This window comes from Nocardia sp. NBC_01388, from assembly GCF_045040085.1.
In the GTDB taxonomy this organism is placed as follows: Bacteria; Actinomycetota; Actinomycetes; order Mycobacteriales; family Mycobacteriaceae; genus Nocardia.
The window spans coordinates 5,888,145-5,908,567 of the sequence record NZ_CP109553.1 but is presented as its reverse complement, the minus strand read 5'-3'; the positions used below and the strand labels follow the sequence as shown (position 1 = coordinate 5,908,567).

Here is a 20,423-nt window from a genome sequence, read left to right as displayed (position 1 = left end):
GAGACGAAATGACCGATACCGAAGCGTTGCGGTCCGCGGTGCGGGAACTCATGCCGCGGGCGAAAAGCGATCTCACCGAACTTGTTTCGTACAGGTCCGTGTACGACGCCCGGCAGTTCCCGGTGGAGGAGTGCCTGAAGACGGCGCAGTGGGTGGCCGATGCCTTTGCCGCCGAGGGACTCACGGATGTGGGGCTGCACGAGACGCCGGACGGCAGCAATGCGGTGGTCGCGCGCTATCCGGCCCCGCCCGGTGCGCCGACGATCATGCTCTACTGCCACTACGACGTGCAGCCGCCGCTCGGTGACGCCGAATGGCAGACTCCCGTCTGGGAGCTCACCGAGAAGGACGGCCGCTGGTACGGCCGTGGCAGCGCCGACTGCAAGGGCAATATCGTCACGCACCTCACCGCCCTGCGCGCACTGCGGAAGGTGTCCGGCGATAGGTTTCCCGTCGGATTGACGCTGGTGGCAGAGGGTTCCGAGGAGCAGGGCACGGGCGGGCTGGAAGCCTTCGTGCCGAAGAATGTGGAGCTGCTGCGCGCGGACACCCTGCTGATCTGCGACTGCGGCAATTTCGCGGTCGGCGTGCCCACCTTCACGCAGACCCTGCGCGGCAATGTGAACGTGGTGGTGACCGTCGAAACCCTCTCCGGTTCCATGCATTCCGGCATGTTCGGCGGTCCCGCCCCGGATGCGCTGGCGGCGCTGATCCAGCTGCTGTCCACCCTGCGCGATGCCGACGGCAATACCACCGTCGAGGGTCTCACCAGTGACCAGAAATGGGACGGCGCACAGTACCCCGAAGACCAATTCCGTTCCGACGCTGGTGTTCTCGAGGGCGTCGACCTGCTCGGCAGCGGCACCGTCTCCGATATGCTGTGGGCGCGACCGGCACTCACCGTGCTCGGTATGGACGTGCCGCCGGTGGTGGGCTCCGCCGCCGCCATCCAGCCCAAGGCCCGGGCCCGCCTGAATCTGCGCATCCCGCCCGGTACCGATCCGCAGCAGGCGCTGAAAGCCCTTACGGCGCACCTGCAATCGAATACGCCCTGGCATGCCAATGTGACCATCGAGACCGAGGCCACCGGCTCCCCGTTCGTCGGCAGCACGCACGGGCCCGCCCGCACCGCCATGGAGGGCGCCTTCGCCGCCGCCTACGGCCGCCCCTCCACCACCTCGGGCCAGGGCGGCTCCATCCCGCTCTGCAATGTCTTCGCCGACACCTACCCCGAGGCCGAGATCATGCTGATGGGCGTCGAAGAGCCCAAATGCCTGATCCACGCACCCAATGAGAGCGTCGACCCCACCGAGATCGAGCATATGGCCCTGGCGGAGGCCCTGTTCCTCGCCTCCTACACGGGGTAGCCGGAACCGGTAACCGCGCCGACGGACACGCGTGCCCGCTGCACAACGCAGCGGGCACGCGTATGTCTGTGGCGCAGCTCAGAACTCGGTGTGGTCCTCGGCCTGGATGACCTGGAATTCGGTGTTGGAGGGCGCCATTTCATTGAGGCGGCCGAAGTAGATGCCCTGTGCGGCCGGTTCGATGATGCCGAAGTGGATGGGGAAGGCGGTGCGCGGATTCACCGCGCGCAGGTAGTCGACCGCCTCGCTGATCCGCATCCACGGCGCGACCGCGGGCAGCGCTAGGACGCCCACCGGAACCGGCGGCACCCAGAGCGAGTCGCCGGGGTGCACCAGCTGGGCCGGATCGTCCGGGGTGCCGAGCTGGAAGACCGTGTTGTCGATGACCGGGATCTCCGGGTGGATGACCGCGTGCCGGCCACCGCCGCCGGTGATCTGCACATCCTTGACCTTCAGCACATTGCCCGCCTGCACGGCCTCCCACGGCTCCCCGCGCTGCTGGGCGGTCTGCGGGTCCGACAGCAGCCGGGCCTGCGGGTTGGCGTCGATGAGCGCCTCGATGCGATTGGGGCAGATGTGATCGGGATGCTGATGCGTGACGGCAATGGCGTCGAGTCCGGTGATGCCCTCGAACCCGTGCGAGAAATTACCGGGATCGAACAGGATCTTCGCGCCGTTCAGCTCCACCAGAATGCATGAGTGTCCGAAATGGGCTATCCGCATGAGGGAAACGGTAGTCCTCGACCCGGCGGAGGGCATCCGGGTCGCGCCAACTACGCTGATCTGCGAAACCCCCGCTCGGCCGCACTGTTGAAGAGCACTGCGCCCGGGCCCGCCCCACCAGCTGAGGAGCAACGCGTGGCACGTGTCGTGGTCGAGGTGATGCCGAAGGCCGAAATCCTGGATCCGCAGGGTCAGGCCATTGTCGGTGCGCTGGGGCGCCTGGGTCACCCCGGCATCTCGGAGGTGCGGCAGGGCAAGCGCTTCGAGCTGGATGTGGCCGAGGACGTGAGCGACGCCGAGCTCGAGCAGATCGCCGAATCGCTGCTCGCCAATACCGTCATCGAGGACTGGAAAGTGGTGCGGCTGTGACTGCGCGCATCGGAGTCATCACCTTCCCGGGCACCCTGGACGATGTCGACGCCGCCCGCGCGGTGAAGCTCGCCGGCGCCGAGGCGGTCAGCCTCTGGCACGGTGACGCCGACCTGAAGGGTGTCGACGCGGTCATCGTGCCCGGCGGCTTCTCCTACGGGGACTACCTGCGCACCGGCGCCATCGCCCGGTTCGCGCCGGTCATGGAGAAGGTCATCGAGGCCGCCGGCCAGGGCCTGCCGGTGCTGGGCATCTGCAACGGCTTCCAGATCCTGTGCGAGGCAGGTCTGCTGCCCGGTGTGCTGACCCGCAACGAGGGCCTGCACTTCATCTGCCGCGACCAGTGGCTGACCGTGGACAATGCGGACACCGCATGGACCTCGCGGTACGAGCCCGGCGCGCAGATCCTGGTCCCGCTCAAGTCCGGTGAGGGCCGCTACCAGGCGTCCCAGGCCACGCTCGACGAGCTCGAAGGCGAAGGCCGCGTGGTGTTCCGCTACTCGGGCGACAATCCGAACGGTTCGCAGCGCGGTATCGCGGGCATCACCTCGGCCAACGGCCGCATCGTGGGCCTCATGCCGCACCCGGAGCACGCCACCGAGGCGCTGACCGGTCCGAGCGATGACGGTCTCGGCATGTTCTTCTCGGTCCTGGACGCCCTCGTCTCGGCCTAGTCCGATACTCACGAGGGCCCGCGACACCATCGGTGTTGCGGGCCTTTCGTTTTCAGGCGCAGATGCGGTCCAGGACGTCGAATCGGATGCCGTCGGCGCGGGCTATGTAGCTCGGGAACAGCAATTGGCTGCCGTCGAAACCGAGCCTGCCCGAAGGTGTTTCGAGCACGGGCCCATTCGCGACCGCATTGTGCAGGCCTCGGACATCCAGGCTGCCCGCCGCATGTGCCATGGCCCGGAGCGCGTGCAGCGCCTCGTATTCGGTATTGCTGAAGTTGGTGAGGGCGGGTGCGAACTCGCCGTGCAGTCGCCGGTAGCGATCCAGCCGTTCCCGGTTGGCCGGACCGTTCACGAAGAAACTCGACGGCACATAGAGATTCCGGTTGGCATTGGCGCCCGCGGCGAGCAGCACATTGTCATCCACGGCCGGACTGACGCGCAGTTGCGACTCATCGCGTCCGATTAGGGCGAATTGTCGGTTAAATCGGGCAACGTCGGCGCCGACCAAGAGCACGATCACCCCATCACAACGGTCCAGTCGCGGATCGGCGAGAAAGTCGCCGAAATCCTCGGTACCGAATGGCACGAACTTCTCCAGCGGCACGAACTTCTCCAGCGCGATGCCCCCGTGCGCACCCAATTCCGCCCGCACCGCCGCGGCCGTACGCCGCGGCCACACATAATCGTTGCCGATGATCGCCCAGCGCCGCGCCCCCAGCTCCCGCCGCAGCCAGCGCAGCGCGGGCAGTAGTTGACGCGCCGGATCCGAGCCGACCAGGAACAGGCCGGGCGGCACCACGTCCAATCCCTCGTGGTCGGTGGCGAAAAGGTAGGGCACTCGCCCGGCGGTCACCCGCGTCACCGCCCGCCGCACCGCCGAGGTGTGCCAGCCGGTAATCGCATGCACCATTCCGGTGGCCAGCAACGCCGACACCTCGCGCGCCACCTCGGCCGGTTCCCGCCCGCCGTCAATGTGGGTGACACGCAATTCACGCCCGAGAATTCCTGTGCCACTGTTGATTTCTTCGGCAGCCAATGAAATGGCGGCCTCGCAGGAAGGGGCGAAGATACCGCCGGGGCCCTGTAGCGGAACTATGTTCAGGATCTCGATACAGTTTTCGGGGCTGCCGCGGAACGGGGTCATCGGATACCCTTCCCCTCGTTCGAGCAATTTGATGGGCGGGCTTATGGCGACAATTCTAGGTGGAATATCCACGTTGCACGGAGCGCTGCGGGCGGCGGAGCGCAGTTGGCTTCGTCACCTCGACGCCGCACTGTGCGCCAGGCGGCTGACCGCCGATCAATGGTGCATGCTGACGAACCTCTCCTGCGATACCGGTATCACCATGAGCGAACTGGCCGTGCGCACGCAACTTCCACCGTCCTCCGCTACCCGGCACGCCGACCATCTGGCCGAGCGCGGTCTCATCTTCCGGGTCGCCGCCGCCGATGACCGCCGCCGCATCCTCATCGGGCTGAGCCGGCGCGGGGCCGACCTGGTGGACGAGGTGCGCATCGAGGAGATGCGCGCCGAGGCCGAGCTGCGCCGCCACTTCGGCGGGGACGACTACGTGGAGCTGTTGCGGCTGCTGGAGCGGGTCTCGGATCTTCCGCTGTCGCATTGATTCCGGGGCAGTATGCGGATTCCGGGGCTACACGCGCGGGCGGGCGGATAGGCCGACCGTCGGCGAAAACTGAACTGTGAATGCTTAGGATCGCAGTCATGCCAGTTGCCGAGACCACCGCGACCGCCGCCGGACTGTGCGAATTCATCGACGCCTCTCCGTCGCCGTTTCATGTATGCCGCACCGTCGCCGCCGAACTCGACGATCACGGCTTCACCCGGCTCTCGGAATCCGCGCCCTGGCCCTCGAGTAGCGCGGGGCGCTACTACGTGGTGCGCAGCGGTTCGCTGGTCGCCTGGTCCGATGGCGGCCCGGGCGCGCCCACCGGATTCCGCACCGGGCAGGCCACCCCGTTCCGCGTGGTCGGCGCGCATACCGACAGCCCGAATCTGCGGGTCAAACAGCATCCCGATACCGCGGTGGCGGGCTGGCAGATGGTCGGCCTCGAACCCTACGGCGGGGCCTGGCTCAATTCGTGGCTGGACCGCGATCTCGGCATCTCCGGACGCCTGTCGATTCGCGACGGAAATATGGTGCGGGAGCGCCTGATTCGCATCGACGAACCGATCCTGCGGGTGCCGCAGCTGGCAATCCACCTGTCCGAGGACCGGCGCGGGGTCACCCTGGATCCGCAGCGGCATGTGAACGCGGTGTGGGGGATCGGCGGGGAGCCGCGCTCATTCCTGGCCTTCATCGCCGAACGCTCCGGCATCGAAGCGAATGCGGTGCTGGGCTGGGAGCTCATGACCCATGATCTGGTGCCGTCCAAGCTCATCGGCCGCGATCTGGATCTGATCAGCGCACCGCGCCTGGACAATCAGGGCACCTGCTACGCCGGATTGCGCGCCTTCCTGGCCGCCGTCGCCGAACCGGGCGCCGCGGTGCCGGTGCTCGCCATGTTCGATCACGAAGAGGTCGGCAGCCAATCCGATCGGGGCGCCCAATCCGGGCTGCTGCCCACGGTTTTGGAGCGCATTGTGCTGACTCGCGGCGGCGGCCGGGCCGAATACCTGGCGGCCATCGCCGGATCCGTCTGCGCCTCCGGCGATATGGCGCATGCGACCCACCCCAACTACCCCGACCGGCACGAGCCCATGCACCGCATCGAGGTCGGCGGCGGTCCGGTGCTGAAGGTCAATCAGAACCTGCGCTACGCGACCGATGCGGCCGGTGCGGGTGCGTTCGCCCTGGCCTGCGCGCAGGCAGGCGTACCGCTGCAGCGCTATGTCCACCGCGCCGATCTGCCCTGTGGTTCCACCATCGGGCCGATGACGGCGGCCGCCACCGGCATGCCGACCGTGGATGTGGGTGCGGCCCAGCTGGCCATGCACTCCGCCCGCGAAATGATGGGCGCCGCAGACGTTCCCGCCTACGCGGCCGCCCTGGCCGCGTTCCTCACGCCCGACGAGGCTCGGTAGAAAAAGATCGCGCCGACCGCAGCAAGCGGTCGGCGCGATCCGGAAGTGTTGTGGCAGTGGCTATGCCGGGCTCTCGGCCTGCTCTTCGAGCGACGCCGAGTCCCGCACCGGGCGGTAGGTCAGGGCGGCGACGATGAAGGCGCCCAGCGTGAACAGCACGTAGCTGCTCCCGATGATCTGCTGCCACCAGGCCCAGGCCAGTTCCCGATCGTGATCGTGCGGCAGCAACCACTGCGGGCCGATGGCGAACATGACGGTCGCCACGAACACCGCGGTGAGGAACGCCGGATTGCGGCGACCGCGGGCGATGGCATCGGCGGCCACCAGCAGCGCCGGCGCGATCCACACCCAGTGGTGTGACCACGACACCGGCGAAACCAGCAGTACGGCACCGGCATTCACCAGCAGTGCGGCGGCGTTCGCGTCCACGGAGAACAGCCGCTTCATCCAGATCGCGGCCAGCGCCACGGCCAGCACCGACAGCGCCAGCCAGATGAGCGTCGCCATCGAATCGGAGACACCCAGCCGGTAGGCGAAACCCTTCAGGGATTGATTGCCCGCGAACCAGGGCGGTCCGATGCGCCCGGTATCGGAGATGGTGTGGAACCAGTACTGCACCGAATCATGCGGGAACAGTGCGAAACCCACGATGACCGCACCGGCGGTGGAGAGCACCAGCGTGGCCGCGCCCTTCCAGTCCTTGCGCAGCAGGAAGTACAGCAGATAGCCCGCGGGCGTCAGCTTCACCGACACCGCGATGCCGATCAGCATGCCGCGCGGCCAGAACGGCTTGCGCACCAGGCAATCCAGGGTGATGGCCGCCATCAGCACCAGATTGATCTGCCCGAACCCGTAGGTCTGGCGAATCGGTTCCAGCAACTGCAGCAGACCGACCCCGCCGGCCACAACGGCCAGCCGGGTCGCCCGCGGCAGGCTCGGCCGCAGCCGATCCAGCACCACCCACAGCGTCACGCCCAGTGCGATGACCGAGGTCGCCAGCACCGCCCACTCGGAAATCACCAGCGGCATGATCGCCAGCGGCGCGAAGAACAGCGCGGCCAGCGGGGGATAGGTGAACGGCAGTCCGAGCCCGTACACCGGCGGCATCGGACCGTAGAGATCCTTGTTGTCGAGCCAGGCCCGCGCACCATTGCGGTACACCTGCAGGTCGATATATCCGTGCCAGAACTTGGCGGCATAACTGATCCCCGCCGACACCGCGAACAGCACCACGGCGATAGCGAGCAGCTGAACCTGCTGCCGCGACAGCGTAGAGCTTCTCGGCGTGGGCGCAGGCTTCTCCGCCGGATCCGCCAGCCCGGATCGTTCGTTCACCGGGACAGACTAGCTGTATCTTTGGCCTCCGCTCCGCTCCGGCGGGGTCGCGGCCCCTGGTCCCTGTCCTTCCCTCCCTCCGCTGCGCTCCCCCGCTCCACTCGGTCCAGAACCGGGACGGCCGCGACCTTGCGGCGGATGTCTTGGGGGTGTACTCCGTTCAGAGGGGACGGCCGCGACCTTTGGGTTGGTGCGGAGGGTGGTTCAGGCGGGGATTTGCCGGCACTTAGACTCTGGGGTATCTCTCGCCGACTTCCAGCTACGGGCTCTCGGTACTGCACCTGCCCGGCCGAAAGGACTCTGGTATTCCCGTGACCAGCCACGTCGATACCGTCAGCAACGCCGCGGCCACCTCGGACAGCCCGCAGCCCTATAAGGAACTCGGCCTCAAGGACGACGAGTACGCCCGCATCAAGGAAATCCTGGGCCGCCGCCCCACGGATGCCGAGCTGGCCATGTACTCGGTGATGTGGTCCGAGCACTGCTCGTACAAGTCCTCGAAGGTGCATCTGCGCTACTTCGGTGAGACCACCACCGAGGAGATGCGCAAGTCCATGCTCGCCGGGATCGGCGAGAACGCCGGTGTGGTGGATATCGGCGACGGCTGGGCGGTCACCTTCAAGGTGGAATCGCACAACCACCCCTCGTACGTGGAGCCCTATCAGGGTGCGGCCACCGGTGTCGGCGGCATCGTCCGCGACATCATGGCCATGGGCGCGCGCCCGATCGCGGTCATGGATCAGCTGCGTTTCGGTGCGGCGGATCACCCGGACACCCGGCGCGTCGTCGACGGTGTGGTGCGCGGTGTCGGCGGTTACGGCAATTCGCTGGGCCTGCCGAATGTGGGCGGCGAGACCGTGTTCGATGCTTCCTACCAGGGCAATCCGCTCGTGAACGCGCTGTGCGCGGGCGTCATGCGGGTCGAGGACCTGAAGCTGGCCTTCGCCTCCGGTGAGGGCAACAAGATCATTCTTTTCGGCGCGCGCACCGGCCTCGACGGCATCGGCGGCGTGTCGGTGCTCGCCTCGGACACCTTCTCCGGTGACGAATCCGGTTCGGGCCGTAAGAAACTGCCGAGCGTGCAGGTCGGCGACCCGTTCACCGAGAAGGTGCTCATCGAGTGCTGTCTCGAGCTGTACCACTCCGGCGTGGTCGTCGGCATCCAGGACCTCGGCGGCGCCGGCCTGTCCTGTGCCACCTCCGAACTGGCCGCGGCCGGTTCCGGCGGTATGCACATCGACCTGGATCAGGTGCCGCTGCGCGCCGCCAATATGACTCCCGCCGAGATTCTTTCGAGCGAATCGCAGGAGCGCATGTGCGCCGTGGTCGCCCCGGAGAATGTGGATCGCTTCATGGCGATCTGCAAGAAGTGGGAGACCAATGCCACCGTCATCGGTGAGGTCACCGACGGCGAGCACCTCGAAATCACCTGGCACGGCGAGGTTGTGGTGGATGTGCCGCCGCGCACCGTCGCCCACCACGGCCCGGTGTACGAGCGCCCCGTGCAGCGCCCGGCCGATCAGGACGCCCTCAACGCGGATTCGACTGCCGCGCTGAACCGCCCGAAGTCCGGCGACGAACTGCGCGCCACCCTGCTGAAGATGATCGCCAGCCCGCAGCTGTGCTCGCGCAAGTGGATCACCGAGCAGTACGACCGCTACGTGCGCGGCAACACCGTGCTGGCCGAGCACGCCGATGCGGGTGTCATTCGCATCGACGAGGAGTCCGGCCGCGGTATCGCGCTGGCCACCGACGCCTCGGGCCGCTACACCAAGCTGGACCCGTACACCGGTGCACAGCTGGCGCTGGCCGAGGCCTTCCGCAATGTGTCGACCACCGGCGCCACCCCGAAGGCCGTCACCAACTGCCTCAACTTCGGTTCGCCGGAGGATCCGGGCGTCATGTGGCAGTTCCAGCAGGCCGTGCGCGGTCTCGCGGACGGCTGTGTGGCGCTGGGCATTCCGGTCACCGGCGGCAATGTGTCCTTCTACAACCAGACCGGCCAGACCGCCATTCTGCCGACCCCCGTGGTCGGCGTGCTCGGCGTCATCGACGATGTGCACCGCCGCATCCCGACCGGCCTGGGCCTGGAGCCCGGCGAGACGCTGATTCTGCTCGGCGAGACCCACGACGAGCTGGACGGCTCCATCTGGGCGCAGGTCGAGCACGATCACCTCGGCGGGCTGCCGCCCAAGGTGGATTTCGCTCGCGAACAGCTGCTTTCGGAGATCCTCACCTCCGGCAGCCGCGACGGCATGATCAGCGCCGCGCACGATCTGTCGGAGGGCGGGCTCATCCAGTCCGTCGTCGAGGCCGCGCTGGCCGGTGAAACCGGTTGCCGCATCATCGTTCCCGAGGGCGAGGACCCGTTCGTCACCCTCTTCTCCGAATCCGCCGGGCGCGTACTGGTCGCTGTCCCGCGCTCGGAGGAGACCCGCTTCACCAAGATGTGCTCCGCGCGCGACCTCCCGTGGGTGCGCATCGGCGTCGTCGACCAGGGCTCGGATTCGGTCGAGGTGCAGGGCCAGTTCACCGCGACCCTGGAAGAACTCCGCACCGCCTTCGAAGGCACCCTCCCCGCCCTCTTCGGCCACTTCGAGCACTAGTAATCGCCGTCCGCCGGGATTTGCCCCGGCGTCCTGCGGGATTCCCCCGTCATACCTGCGTGCATTTGGCCGGGATCTACAGCAACAGCGTGGATCCCGGCCGAAAACATGCCGGGATGACGGGTGGCTTGCCTGGATGACAGGTTATCGAATGGACGCTCACCTCGACTCTCGAGGCCCCGGCCAAACTGCGCTGGACCGCGCAGCCGGCGGCCCCCGGGAATTTGCGGGCCACCACCGATTGGTACAGCCCGGTCGGTACCGGCGGTCGGTTAGCTGGAGCATTGCGTGACTGGCCCGTGCTCGCCTTCGAAGTCACCGAGGAACCCAGCGAAGGCTGTGCCTGGATGACGGGCAGCCTCGTGCAGCAACCACCCCGCCAGGCTCGGACCCCTCGTGCTACCGGGCCTCGGCGGGGTGTGTTCTGTGGGGGTTCGGGGGCGCGGCCCCGGCGCAGGGAGGTGGAGCCGCGAGCTCCCGAGAGTTTGGCTAACCGACGACTTTGAACGGGTCGTGTTCTGCCATCAGCTTTTCCAGGCGGGCTTCGTCGATGCGGCTGTGCACCTTCGAGGATTCGTGTTGGTCGCGGACCACTTTCGCGAGGGTGAAGCAGCTGCTCACCAGGAAAAGCGTGGTCATCAGGAGGAATCCGCGCTGCCAGATGTCCAGGGGCAGGTAGACGATGCCGATGGTGTTGGCGGAGAAGCTGATTCCGAACGCGATGGCAGCCTGGGCCAGAAAGGCGTTGGTGCTCTTGGTCTGTGCGCTGGTGGTGCTCATGCTGTGTGAGTCTGCTGACCGGGGCCGCGGCACGACCGCGTACTACTACTCGAGTGCGATGGGTAGTCTCGACACGCCGTGATCATGGTGCCGCTCACACCCGAGCATCCCCGGATTCCGCGCGCCGCCCTCCATACTTGACGGGTGTTCGACCCCGCCCAGGTTCTGACGCGGCTGCGCGCTCGTGGCGCCGCGTTGGCCCGTCGTGGCTGGGGACGCCGGATTGCGGTGGTGGCCAAGCGCGCCGAGGACGTCGTCGATCTCAATCACACCGGCCTGGTGGTCGCCACCGTCTTCTTCGCCCTGTCGGTCACGCCGTCGCTGCTGCCTCGCGACTGGCTCTTCCAGGGTCTCATCTCCGGTGTGAACGCGGCGCTCGGCTACGGGGTCGGCTGTGTGCTGCAGTGGTTGTTCCGCAAGTGGATTCGGCCCCGGCTGACGATCGGCGGCCCGCCCGAGTGGGTGCGCTACGTGCTGAAGGTCGCGGTGGTGCTGACCTGCGCCCTGGTGGCCGCCTACATGCTGGTGCTGTCCGCGGACTGGCAGCGCGAGATCACCGGCCTGATGGATATGGAGGGCACCACCCGCGCCGCCTATCTGCGCACCGGCGGACTCAGCTTCGCCGTCGGCGCGCTCGTGGTGGCGGTGTTCCGCACCCTGCGAGAACTGGTGCGGTTCATCGCTCGTCAGCTCAGCCGCTGGGTGCGGGTGCCGCCCAAGCTGGCACCGGCCACCGGTGTACTGCTGCTGACGATCCTCATCGTCACGCTCTTCAACGGTGTCGCCAGCCGCGCCTTCTTCGCGGTCGCCAACTCGGCGTTCAGCGTGCGCAACAACCAGACGACCCAGTTCGCGGTGCAACCCACCCTGCCGGAACGCTCGGGCAGCCCGCAATCATTGGCCAAATGGGAGACCCTCGGTTTCGAGGGCCGCTGGTTCGTCTCGCACGGACCCGACCCCATGCTGATCAGCGCGGTCACCGGAAAGCCCGCGCGCCAGCCCATTCGGGTGTACGTGGGCCTGCAGTCCGCGCCCGCGGCCACCACCGAGGAGGACCTGGCCGTCGCCGAACTGCAGCGTACGGGGGCCTTCGACCGCAAGGTGCTGGTCATCACCACGACCACCGGCACCGGCTGGGTGAACTCCATGAGCGCCGCAGCGCTCGAGTACATGTACGGCGGCGACACCGCCATTCTCGCCTCGCAGTACTCGTATCTGCCGAGTGTGCTGTCCTTCCTGGCGGACCGGCAGAAGGTGGCGATCGCGGGCAAGAAGATGTTCGACGCGGTCTACCGGGTGTGGTCGGCGCGCCCGCCGAACGCCCGGCCGAAACTGCTGGTCTACGGCGAGAGCCTGGGTTCGCAGGGCTCCGAAGCCGCTTTCGACGGTCTGGCCGATCTGCGCTCCAAGGTGGACGGCGCGCTGTGGGTGGGCCCGCCCAATTCGAATCGGCTGTGGCAGCAGTTCGTCTCCCGCCGCGATCCCGGCACCCGCGAGGTGGATCCGGTCTACGCGGACGGCCTGGTGGTGCGGTTCGCCGCCACCGCAACCGATCTGGACAAACCCTCGCCCGATTGGCGAAGACCGCGCATCGCCTATCTCATGCACCCGTCCGACCCCATCGTCTGGTGGTCGCCGGATCTGCTTTTCTCCCAACCGGATTGGCTCTCCGAGCCACGCGGCTCCGACGTCTCCCCGCAGATGCGCTGGTCGCCCGTGGTGACGTTCTGGCAGGTCGCCGCCGACCTCACCAACGCACAGGGTGTCAGCGACGGCCACGGGCACAATTACGGTTCCCTGGTGCTGGACGGCTGGGCCGCCGTCGCCGCCCCGCCGGAGTGGACGCCGGAGCTGCGCGAGAAGATCCGCACTCAGATCGAACTGGCCGAAGACTACGAGCGGGTGATCAAGTAGCCGTGCGCGCCGCCGTGATCTCGAAAGCCGCAGCCGCAGTGGCGCTTCCGCTGCTGTGGAGCAATCGCGCGCTGCCCGCGCTACGCCTGGGCATTCGCGGCCGCACAGCCGCGAACACCGCCTTCGCGACCGGCTATGCCCTTGTGTTCCAGGGCAATCCGAATTGGACCTCATCCCACGGCCGCCGCATCGGGGCGGCCACCGCCGGCATGGTGCTCTCAGGTTACGTTGCAGCACTTGCCATTCCGGACATTCGGCGGCACTTCGCCGAACTCGCCGACCGTGGGCCCGAGGTCTCCACAGCGGAGTGGGCGGGTGTGCACATCCCCGTCGGCACCGTCCTGAGCGAGGAGCTCGTCTACCGGGCTACCCTCACCCCGCTGCTCGAGGAAACCTTCGGCAATCGCGGAACCCTGCTGGGCGCACTGACATTCGGCCTCTCGCATATCCGGCCCGCGCGCGCCGCCGGTGACCCCGCTCCCGGAACGGTCGCCGTCACGACCCTGGCGGGCCTGGTGCTGGACCGGCTCTACCGCCGCACCGCCAGCGCTACCGCCCCGGCTCTGCTGCACCTAGCGTTGAATGCCGGCGGAGCCCTGACACCAGTGGCCGCCCGCCGCGTTGCCACAGCCACGCCACCACCGGCCGGAGCGCGACCGCGAGCAGCAGTAGCAGATACGCCCACACGATCACATTGAGCACGGTGCCCACCGGTTCGAATTTGGTGGTCAGCCGGCTCGGGTCCCAGGACCGCCGGATGTTCTCGCGGAACGGGTACGGAAAGCCGCGCATGGTCCGCCACACCACATCGCAGCAGCGATGCTGGGTCGCCACCTTCATGCTGGCGGCGCTCGCGCCGATACCGCCCAGCCCGGCGAGCAGGAATACCGGAATCGGCAGCGGCCGCGTGTAGAGCAGTGCGGCATTGGCGAGGCAGAGTACGAGGGCCGCGCCCAGCATCACTCGCGTGCTGGGCGTCCGCAGATCCGAGGTGACCGTGGGGTAGATCACGAGCGCGATCAGCCATAGCACCATGGAGACCGACCAGCACGCGAGGATCAGTCCGCGATCGCGTCGCGGTGCCTCGGAGTCGGTGGTCGCGATCAGCGGAAGCTGCTCCATCACACCATCATTCCCCGCTCGAAGTAGTCGACCGACCATGCTGTTCGTGGCACCGGCTCGGCGGACCCGATCCGGGACGGCCGTGCGCACACACGATCGCCAAGGTACCGGGCACCGGCGCGGGCCAGGTGACAGACCTCGGCGGTAGCCTCACCGGCATGGCAGGACGAGGTGCGGTGGATCCGGCGGCAGTGCGCGCGGCGCTGCTCGCGGTGCGGGAGTGGCTGCGCGACGAGACGACTCCGGCCCCCGCGCGCGCCGAGCTGGCCGCGGCCGTGCGCGGCACCGCCCGATCGCTGGCCGCCGACGCACCGGGCGGGGCCGTCGAGGTGCGGGTGCCGCCCTTCGTCGCGGTGCAGTGCATCGAGGGATTGCGGCATACCCGGGGCACACCGCCGAATGTCGTCGAAACCGATCCGCGCACCTGGCTGCTGCTCGCGACCGGACTGCTGGATTTCGACGCCGCGGTCGAATCGGGTGCGCTCACCGCATCCGGTTCGCGCGCCGCCGATGTGGCGCGCTGGTTGCCCATCGCCCAATTCTGACTGCCTATGCGACAGCGCCGGCCGGCTTGCGATCCAAACCCCTGCGGTCGTAGAAGCGGGTGATCACCAGGCCCAGCACGAGACCGATGGCCAGGCCCAGTGTGGACATCCACAGGCCCCGCGACAGTCCGGCCGTGCCGCCGCCGGAGAAATACAGAATCGACCGCGTCCCCAGGAACACCTGGTGCATGGGTTCGAAACTCGCCAGCCAGCCGAAATACTTCGGCGTCGCCTCGATCGGCACCGTGCCGCCCGAGGAAGGCAGCCCCAGAATGATGAAGATGATCAGATTGATGATCAGGCCGGCGGTGCCCACCGCCGCGAGCACCGAGGTGCAGGTGACCCCGACCGCGGTGATCACGAACGCGCCGTAGAGGAAAAGCAGCAGCGGCCGATCGATCGGCATGCCCAGCGCGGACCCGATGCCGAGCAGCGCGGCCGATACCGCGACCGCCATCACCACCACCGCCGACCACTTCAACAGCAGCGTGCGCGTCCGGGAAATCGGTGCGCGCGAATTGTGCACGTACCACGGACCCCATTCCGTCGGAATGAAGCCGAGGGCCGAATCGATGAGCTGATGGATGATCATCGCGCCGACCATGCCGGCCAGCAGCAGGAGCAGGCTGTAGAAGAACGCGGTCAGACCTTCACCGGAACCGCCTGGCAGCGGCCGGAATTGGTCGACCACGATATTCAGCGGCTGCGCCAGCGTGATCATCGTGGCCGCCGTCAGCTGCGGCGCGGGCGGACCGCCCGGCGGGGGCGTCAGCGTCGTCTTCACCTGATCGGTCAGCTGCTGCCCGACCTGCGCGTTCACCTGCGTGAGCGCTTGCGCGCCGAACTTCTGCACGATGGTGGTGCCGAAGGCGCCGGTGCGCGGATTGGTCTGCAGGGTGATGACCGGGCGCGTGATGTCCCCGGGGACAACGCTGCCCACCCCGAGAATGCCGAGCCGCTTGGAGAAGTCACTCGGAATGATGATGGTGCCGTACACCTGTGCCGACTGCATCTGCAGCTGCGCCTCGTTGATGCCGAGCACCCGCAGATCGATCTTGTCCGCGGGCACCGCCGTGCGCAGGCCGTCGGTGACCTGATCACCGAAGTTGACGTGCTTGACCGGACCACCCGTGCTGAGATCGTCGCCGACGTCCTGATTCACCAGTGCGATCGGGAAATCGTGCAGGTTCTTCTCGGGATCGACGATGTAATCGAGATACATCACACCCAGCAGCGAGGCCAGCAGCGTGACCACCACAATCGGGAATGCCCACCTGAAAGGGGTCAGACGCCGGGGAGTCGTACTCGATTCCGAAGTGTCGGTGCTCGCCACGGAGGAACGCTAACAGCAAATCCCCTGCCATCGGGGTTATCCCAGCGGTGGGTTGCGCGCCGGTTACCAGTACTATGGGCCTTGCCCCCCGCCCGTCGAACAGGGAGCAAACACGGTGACCCTGCCCCCCGCTGCCACCACCCCCGATCAGCCCGAAAACGAACCCCGCGAAGAGTGTGGAGTTTTCGGTGTCTGGGCCCCGGGCGAGGATGTGGCCAAGCTCACTTACTACGGACTCTATGCGCTGCAGCATCGCGGCCAGGAGGCAGCCGGTATCGCCGTCTCCGACGGTTCCCAGGTGCTGGTATTCAAGGATCTGGGCCTGGTGAGCCAGGTCTTCGATGAACAGACTCTCGCTGCAATGCCCGGCCACGTCGCGGTCGGGCATTGTCGTTATTCCACCACCGGCTCCACGAGCTGGGAGAACGCCCAGCCCATCTTCCGCACCACCACGGTGGGTACCGGAATTGCGCTGGGCCACAATGGAAATCTCGTCAATACCGCCGAATTGGGTTCGCGTGCACGGGAACTCGGTCTGATCAGTGGCCGGCTCGCCGGTCCGATCGCGGCCACCTCCGATTCGGATGTGATCACCGCGCTGCTCGCGCACGCCGCCGCGGACAAGTCCATCGAGCAGGCTGCGATGGAGCTACTACCCACGCTCGAGGGCGCCTTCTGCCTCACCTTCATGGATGAGCACACCCTCTATGCCGCGCGTGATCCGCACGGTGTGCGCCCGCTCTGCCTCGGCCGCCTGGATCGTGGCTGGGTGGTCGCCAGTGAAACCGCGGCGCTCGATATCGTCGGCGCCTCCTTCGTCCGGGAGATCGAGCCCGGCGAACTGCTGGCGATCGATGCCGACGGGGTCCGTTCACTGCGCTTCGCCAACCCGACGCCCAAGGGCTGCGTCTTCGAATTCGTGTACCTGGCCCGCCCGGACAGCACCATTTCCGGTCGTTCCGTGCATGCCACGCGTGTGGATATCGGCCGCCGCCTGGCCATCGAACATCCCGTCGAAGGCGATCTGGTCATCCCGGTCCCCGAATCGGGCACCCCGGCCGCCGTCGGTTACGCCCAGGGTTCGGGTGTGCCGTACGGGCAGGGCCTGATGAAGAACGCCTATGTGGGCCGCACCTTCATCCAGCCCAGCCAGACCATTCGCCAGCTCGGTATCCGGCTCAAGCTGAATCCGCTGCGCGAGGTGATCCGCGGTAAGCGGCTCATCGTGGTCGACGATTCCATCGTGCGCGGCAATACGCAGCGCGCGCTGATCCGGATGCTGCGGGAGGCGGGCGCGCTGGAGATCCACGTCCGCATCGCCTCGCCGCCGGTCAAGTGGCCGTGCTTCTACGGCATCGACTTCGCCTCGCGTGCGGAGTTGGTCGCCAACGGGGCCGGGCCGGACGGCATCGAGGGCACCAGCATCGCCGATATGGTGGAGGGTGTGCGCCGCTCCATCGGCGCCGACACCCTCGGCTACATCTCGCTGGAGAGCATGGTCGCCGCCACCGAACAGCCGCGGTCACGACTGTGCTGCGCCTGCTTCGACGGTGAGTACCCGATCGCGCTGCCGACCGAGATGGCGCTGGGCAAGAACGTGCTGGAAAGCGTCCTCAGCGGCGCCAAGGAGTCGGACCTGTTGGCCGACAATGCGAATGCGAGCGCACTCAGCCGCCCGTAGAACTGTCCCGATCCGTGCCCGTCCGCATCCTGCGGGCGGGCACGGGTCGTTTTCGGGGTCTGTGTGGATCATTTCGAGGTCGTAGGCATCGCCGCAGGTAGTCATGGGTGTGCCGAAATCCCTTGGCGTAGTTGCGCCATGGGCGTCGTCGCGCACGTGACATAAAAATGATCGGTTTGTCCGGAAACGCAACACGGCGGTTATAACCAGCCGATACTGTGCCCAGCCAAACGAAGTCCACCGCGATGCGGCGGGGCCGCGACCCGGCCCGTGCGTCGCGCGTTTCGAGAGTGGGGCAGTATGCGCGGGAAAAGAGTTGCGGCAGCAGGGGTTGCGGGACTCACGGTGCTGGCCATCGCCGGCTGCGGGTCGGGAAAGACCGGGGACGGCGGTGGCGGGGGAGCGGGCCTGGTGGTCGGCACCACCGATAAGGTCACCTCGCTGGACCCGGCCATGGCCTATGACAACGGGTCACTGCTGGCCGAGACCCAGGTGTACCAGTTCCTGCTGAATTTCCCCGCGGGAGAAGCGGCGCCGAAACCCGACGCGGCCGACAAATGCGAATTCACCACACCGACCGTCTACACCTGCACGCTCAAGCCGGGGCTGAAGTTCGCCAATGGCGATCCGCTCACCGCGAAGAGCGTGAAGTTCTCCTTCGACCGGATGGTGGGCATCAAGAACCCGCAGGGCCCGTCCGCGTTGCTGGTCGGCCTGGACCACACCGACGCCCCGGACGACAAGACCGTCGCCTTCACGCTGAAGAACGCGAATGATCAGACCTTCCCGGCGATTCTGCCGACGCAGGCCGCGGCCATCGTCGACGAGAAGGTCTTCCCCGCCGACAAGGTGCTCGCCGACGAGGACATCGTGAAGGCCAAACCCTTCTCCGGTCCGTACACCATCGCCAGCTACGACAAGAACAAGCTGGTGTCTTACCAGTCCAATCCGGATTACAACGGGCTGTTCGGCAAACCGAAGACAGATACCGTGACGGTGAAGTACTACGCCGAGGCCGCCAATCTGAAACTCGATGTGCAGCAGGGCAATGTGGATGTGGCATGGCATACGCTCACGCCCACCGATATCGATTCCCTGCGCAATAGCGACAAGGTGACGGTGCATCAGTCGCCCGGCGGCGACACCCGCTACATCGTGTTCAATCTCAATACCCAGCCCGGGGGCACTCCCGCGCAGAAGCTGGCCGTGCGCAAGGCCGTCGCCACGTCCGTCGACCGCGACGCGCTGTCCGCCGATGTCTTCAAGGGCACCTGGACGCCGCTGTATTCACCGGTGCCGCAGGGGCTTCCGGGCGCGACCGAGGCATTCAAGGATATCTACGGCGCCAAGCCGAACAAGGATGCTGCCACCAAACTCCTGGCCGATGCCGGAGTGGCCACACCGGTGACGCTGAACATCCAGTACAACACCGACCATTACGGCTCCACCAGCTCCGAGGAATACGCGGCCATCAAGAGCCAGTTGGAGTCGACCGGGCTGTTCAAGGTGAATCTGCAATCCACCGAATGGGTTTCGTACCAGAAGGCGCGCTCCACCGACGGATATCCGATCTTCCAGTTCGGCTGGTTCCCGGATTTCCCGGATGCCGACGACTACCTGACCCCGTTCTTCACCGCGGACAATTTCCTGCAGAACCACTTCACCGATCCCAAGATCACCGATGAGCTGAAAGCCGAAGTGACCGAGGCCGATCCGGCGAAGCGAGCGGCGGTGCTCGCGAGCATTCAGCACGATCTGATGGCCGATTTCATGCCCATCGTGCCGCTGCTCACCGGTAATCAGATCGCGGTCGCGGGTAAGAGTGTGCAGGGGGTGGACAAGACGCTCGATCCCTCCTCCAAGTTCCGCTTCGGTGTGCTGAGCAAGTGATCTCCGCGCGCCTGCTGCGCTACCTCGGGGTGCGATTGCTGCTGATCGTGCCCACCGCCTGGATTCTGGTGACCGTCGTGTTCTTCCTGATGCGGGTGGTGGGCGATCCGATCACGGCGGCGCTGGGCGGTCGGCTGCCACCCGACCAGCTCGCCCAGCGCAAGCACGATGCGGGCCTGGACCGGCCGATCCTGAGCCAGTACTGGGACTACATCTCGGGCCTGGCGCGCGGGGATTTCGGCCGCTCCCAGGACAATCGGGCTGTCAGCGACATCATCACCACCTATGGGGCCGCCACCCTGGAGCTGGTGTTCTGGTCGCTGCTGGTGGCCTTCGCCATCGGTGTGCCGCTGGGCCGGTACGCGGCCACCCACCGTGATACCGCCGCCGACGCGGGGCTGCGGCTGTTCGCCATCCTGGCCTACGCCGCACCGGTGTTCTTCGTGGGATTGCTGCTGAAACTGCTGTTCTCGGTGAAACTGGGCTGGCTGCCGGTGTCCGGGCGGGCCGGCACCAATGTGGAACTGGCGCTGCAGCACGTCTCGCCGAAGACGAATATTCTGTTCGTCGACGCAATCCTGTACGGGGACATGGGATATCTCGGCGATGTGCTGAAACACACCGTGCTCCCGGCCTTTTCGCTCGGACTGCTCACGGCGGGCGTCTTTCTTCGACTGGTGCGGATCAACCTGATCCAGACCCTGCGCAGTGATTACGTGGACGCCGCCCGCGCCCGCGGCCTGTCCGCCCGGGTGGTGACGCGGCGACATGCCTTCCGCAATGCGCTGATTCCCATTGTCACCGTCATGGGCATGTACATCGCCACCATGCTCGGCGGTGCGGTGCTCACCGAGCGAACCTTCGAATGGAAGGGGCTCGGGTATCAGCTCACCGAGCTGCTCACGGCCCGCGATTTCATTGCGGTGCAGGGGATTGTCGCCTTCATAGCACTGGTGGTCGCGGTCATGAGCTTCGTCATCGACGTGATCATCGCCTTGATCGACCCGAGGGTGAGGTTCTGATGACAGCACCTGAAGTAGT

Annotated in this window: 18 protein-coding genes; 13 read left to right on the top strand and 5 right to left on the bottom strand. The window is 66.9% G+C overall.

Going from position 1 to position 20,423, the window contains the following annotated elements:
- Nucleotides 1-8 precede the first annotated feature (8 nt).
- Nucleotides 9-1,367: a dipeptidase gene (locus OG716_RS28545; protein ID WP_405133683.1), complete on the top strand. Its 1,359-nt coding sequence runs from the start codon at nucleotides 9-11 to the stop codon at nucleotides 1,365-1,367.
- A 78-nt stretch (nucleotides 1,368-1,445) separates the two neighbouring features.
- Here OG716_RS28545 and OG716_RS28540 read toward each other — a convergent pair whose 3' ends face one another.
- Nucleotides 1,446-2,090, bottom strand: coding sequence for an MBL fold metallo-hydrolase (locus tag OG716_RS28540; protein WP_355124033.1), 645 nt, complete (start codon nucleotides 2,088-2,090; stop codon nucleotides 1,446-1,448).
- A 135-nt stretch (nucleotides 2,091-2,225) separates the two neighbouring features.
- On the opposite strand from OG716_RS28540, the gene purS reads away from it, so the two are divergent.
- The gene (purS, locus tag OG716_RS28535; protein ID WP_327143475.1) at nucleotides 2,226-2,459 is read left to right on the top strand and encodes a phosphoribosylformylglycinamidine synthase subunit PurS; all 234 of its coding nucleotides are present in this window, start codon (nucleotides 2,226-2,228) and stop codon (nucleotides 2,457-2,459) included.
- On the top strand, nucleotides 2,456-3,133 hold the full coding sequence (gene purQ, locus OG716_RS28530) for a phosphoribosylformylglycinamidine synthase subunit PurQ (RefSeq protein WP_327143476.1): 678 nt from the start codon (nucleotides 2,456-2,458) through the stop codon (nucleotides 3,131-3,133). The genes purS and purQ overlap by 4 nt, the downstream gene beginning before the upstream one ends.
- Nucleotides 3,134-3,185: 52 nt before the next feature.
- Here purQ and OG716_RS28525 read toward each other — a convergent pair whose 3' ends face one another.
- The gene (locus OG716_RS28525; RefSeq protein WP_405133682.1) at nucleotides 3,186-4,277 is read right to left on the bottom strand and encodes a substrate-binding domain-containing protein; all 1,092 of its coding nucleotides are present in this window, start codon (nucleotides 4,275-4,277) and stop codon (nucleotides 3,186-3,188) included.
- 43 nt (nucleotides 4,278-4,320) lie between these two features.
- Here OG716_RS28525 and OG716_RS28520 point away from each other — a divergent pair, with 43 nt between their 5' ends.
- Nucleotides 4,321-4,758 (top strand): MarR family transcriptional regulator, encoded by a 438-nt coding sequence (locus OG716_RS28520; RefSeq protein WP_355124039.1) that lies wholly within the window; start codon nucleotides 4,321-4,323, stop codon nucleotides 4,756-4,758.
- Nucleotides 4,759-4,856: 98 nt separating this feature from the next.
- Nucleotides 4,857-6,176: a M18 family aminopeptidase gene (locus OG716_RS28515; protein WP_355124041.1), complete on the top strand. Its 1,320-nt coding sequence runs from the start codon at nucleotides 4,857-4,859 to the stop codon at nucleotides 6,174-6,176.
- Nucleotides 6,177-6,236: 60 nt separating this feature from the next.
- On the opposite strand, the gene OG716_RS28510 is transcribed toward OG716_RS28515, so the two are convergent.
- Nucleotides 6,237-7,511, bottom strand: a complete 1,275-nt coding sequence (locus tag OG716_RS28510) for a glycosyltransferase 87 family protein (protein WP_405133681.1) — start codon at nucleotides 7,509-7,511, stop codon at nucleotides 6,237-6,239.
- Nucleotides 7,512-7,822: 311 nt separating this feature from the next.
- On the opposite strand from OG716_RS28510, the gene purL reads away from it, so the two are divergent.
- Both purL and OG716_RS28500 read left to right on the top strand, forming a co-directional pair.
- Nucleotides 7,823-10,117, top strand: coding sequence for a phosphoribosylformylglycinamidine synthase subunit PurL (purL, locus tag OG716_RS28505; protein ID WP_405133680.1), 2,295 nt, complete (start codon nucleotides 7,823-7,825; stop codon nucleotides 10,115-10,117).
- Between the two features lie 146 nt (nucleotides 10,118-10,263).
- Nucleotides 10,264-10,623 (top strand): DUF3145 family protein, encoded by a 360-nt coding sequence (locus OG716_RS28500; RefSeq protein ID WP_405139961.1) that lies wholly within the window; start codon nucleotides 10,264-10,266, stop codon nucleotides 10,621-10,623.
- Here the strand turns inward: OG716_RS28500 and OG716_RS28495 are convergent.
- Entirely contained in the window at nucleotides 10,607-10,897 is a 291-nt protein-coding gene (locus OG716_RS28495) for a YiaA/YiaB family inner membrane protein (RefSeq protein ID WP_405133679.1), read from the bottom strand. The genes OG716_RS28500 and OG716_RS28495 overlap by 17 nt on opposite strands.
- A gap of 144 nt (nucleotides 10,898-11,041) precedes the next feature.
- On the opposite strand from OG716_RS28495, the gene OG716_RS28490 reads away from it, so the two are divergent.
- The 3 genes from OG716_RS28490 (at nucleotide 11,042) to OG716_RS28480 (ending at nucleotide 14,478) form a co-directional block, all read left to right on the top strand.
- Nucleotides 11,042-12,811 (top strand): alpha/beta hydrolase, encoded by a 1,770-nt coding sequence (locus OG716_RS28490; RefSeq protein WP_405133678.1) that lies wholly within the window; start codon nucleotides 11,042-11,044, stop codon nucleotides 12,809-12,811.
- A gap of 2 nt (nucleotides 12,812-12,813) precedes the next feature.
- A complete protein-coding gene (locus OG716_RS28485; RefSeq protein WP_405133677.1) occupies nucleotides 12,814-13,509 on the top strand; it encodes a CPBP family intramembrane glutamic endopeptidase in 696 nt (231 codons plus the stop codon).
- Nucleotides 13,510-14,091: 582 nt separating this feature from the next.
- Nucleotides 14,092-14,478, top strand: coding sequence for a sterol carrier family protein (locus OG716_RS28480; RefSeq protein WP_355124051.1), 387 nt, complete (start codon nucleotides 14,092-14,094; stop codon nucleotides 14,476-14,478).
- Nucleotides 14,479-14,482: 4 nt separating this feature from the next.
- On the opposite strand, the gene OG716_RS28475 is transcribed toward OG716_RS28480, so the two are convergent.
- Nucleotides 14,483-15,811, bottom strand: coding sequence for a YhgE/Pip domain-containing protein (locus OG716_RS28475; protein WP_405133676.1), 1,329 nt, complete (start codon nucleotides 15,809-15,811; stop codon nucleotides 14,483-14,485).
- A 115-nt stretch (nucleotides 15,812-15,926) separates the two neighbouring features.
- Between OG716_RS28475 and purF the strand changes: the two genes are divergently transcribed.
- The 3 genes from purF (at nucleotide 15,927) to OG716_RS28460 (ending at nucleotide 20,404) form a co-directional block, all read left to right on the top strand.
- Nucleotides 15,927-17,492, top strand: a complete 1,566-nt coding sequence (gene purF, locus OG716_RS28470) for an amidophosphoribosyltransferase (protein WP_405133675.1) — start codon at nucleotides 15,927-15,929, stop codon at nucleotides 17,490-17,492.
- Between the two features lie 300 nt (nucleotides 17,493-17,792).
- Nucleotides 17,793-19,382 carry an ABC transporter substrate-binding protein gene (locus OG716_RS28465; protein ID WP_405133674.1) on the top strand — a complete coding sequence of 530 codons (1,590 nt, stop codon included), beginning with the start codon at nucleotides 17,793-17,795 and terminating at the stop codon, nucleotides 19,380-19,382.
- Nucleotides 19,382-20,404, top strand: coding sequence for an ABC transporter permease (locus OG716_RS28460; RefSeq protein ID WP_405139959.1), 1,023 nt, complete (start codon nucleotides 19,382-19,384; stop codon nucleotides 20,402-20,404). Before OG716_RS28465 ends, OG716_RS28460 begins: the two co-directional genes overlap by 1 nt.
- The last annotated feature ends 19 nt before the right edge of the window (nucleotides 20,405-20,423 follow it).

Bases quoted from the DNA above. Each gene is read 5' to 3' on its own strand.
- OG716_RS28525 (WP_405133682.1), bottom strand. From the start codon at position 4,277: ATGACCCCGTTCCGCGGCAGCCCCGAAAACTGTATCGAGATCCTGAAC.
- OG716_RS28520 (WP_355124039.1), top strand. From the start codon at position 4,321: ATGGCGACAATTCTAGGTGGAATATCCACGTTGCACGGAGCGCTGCGG.
- OG716_RS28515 (WP_355124041.1), top strand. From the start codon at position 4,857: ATGCCAGTTGCCGAGACCACCGCGACCGCCGCCGGACTGTGCGAATTC.
- OG716_RS28465 (WP_405133674.1), top strand. From the start codon at position 17,793: ATGCGCGGGAAAAGAGTTGCGGCAGCAGGGGTTGCGGGACTCACGGTG.
- OG716_RS28495 (WP_405133679.1), bottom strand. From the start codon at position 10,897: ATGAGCACCACCAGCGCACAGACCAAGAGCACCAACGCCTTTCTGGCC.
- OG716_RS28480 (WP_355124051.1), top strand. From the start codon at position 14,092: ATGGCAGGACGAGGTGCGGTGGATCCGGCGGCAGTGCGCGCGGCGCTG.
- OG716_RS28540 (WP_355124033.1), bottom strand. From the start codon at position 2,090: ATGCGGATAGCCCATTTCGGACACTCATGCATTCTGGTGGAGCTGAAC.
- OG716_RS28545 (WP_405133683.1), top strand. From the start codon at position 9: ATGACCGATACCGAAGCGTTGCGGTCCGCGGTGCGGGAACTCATGCCG.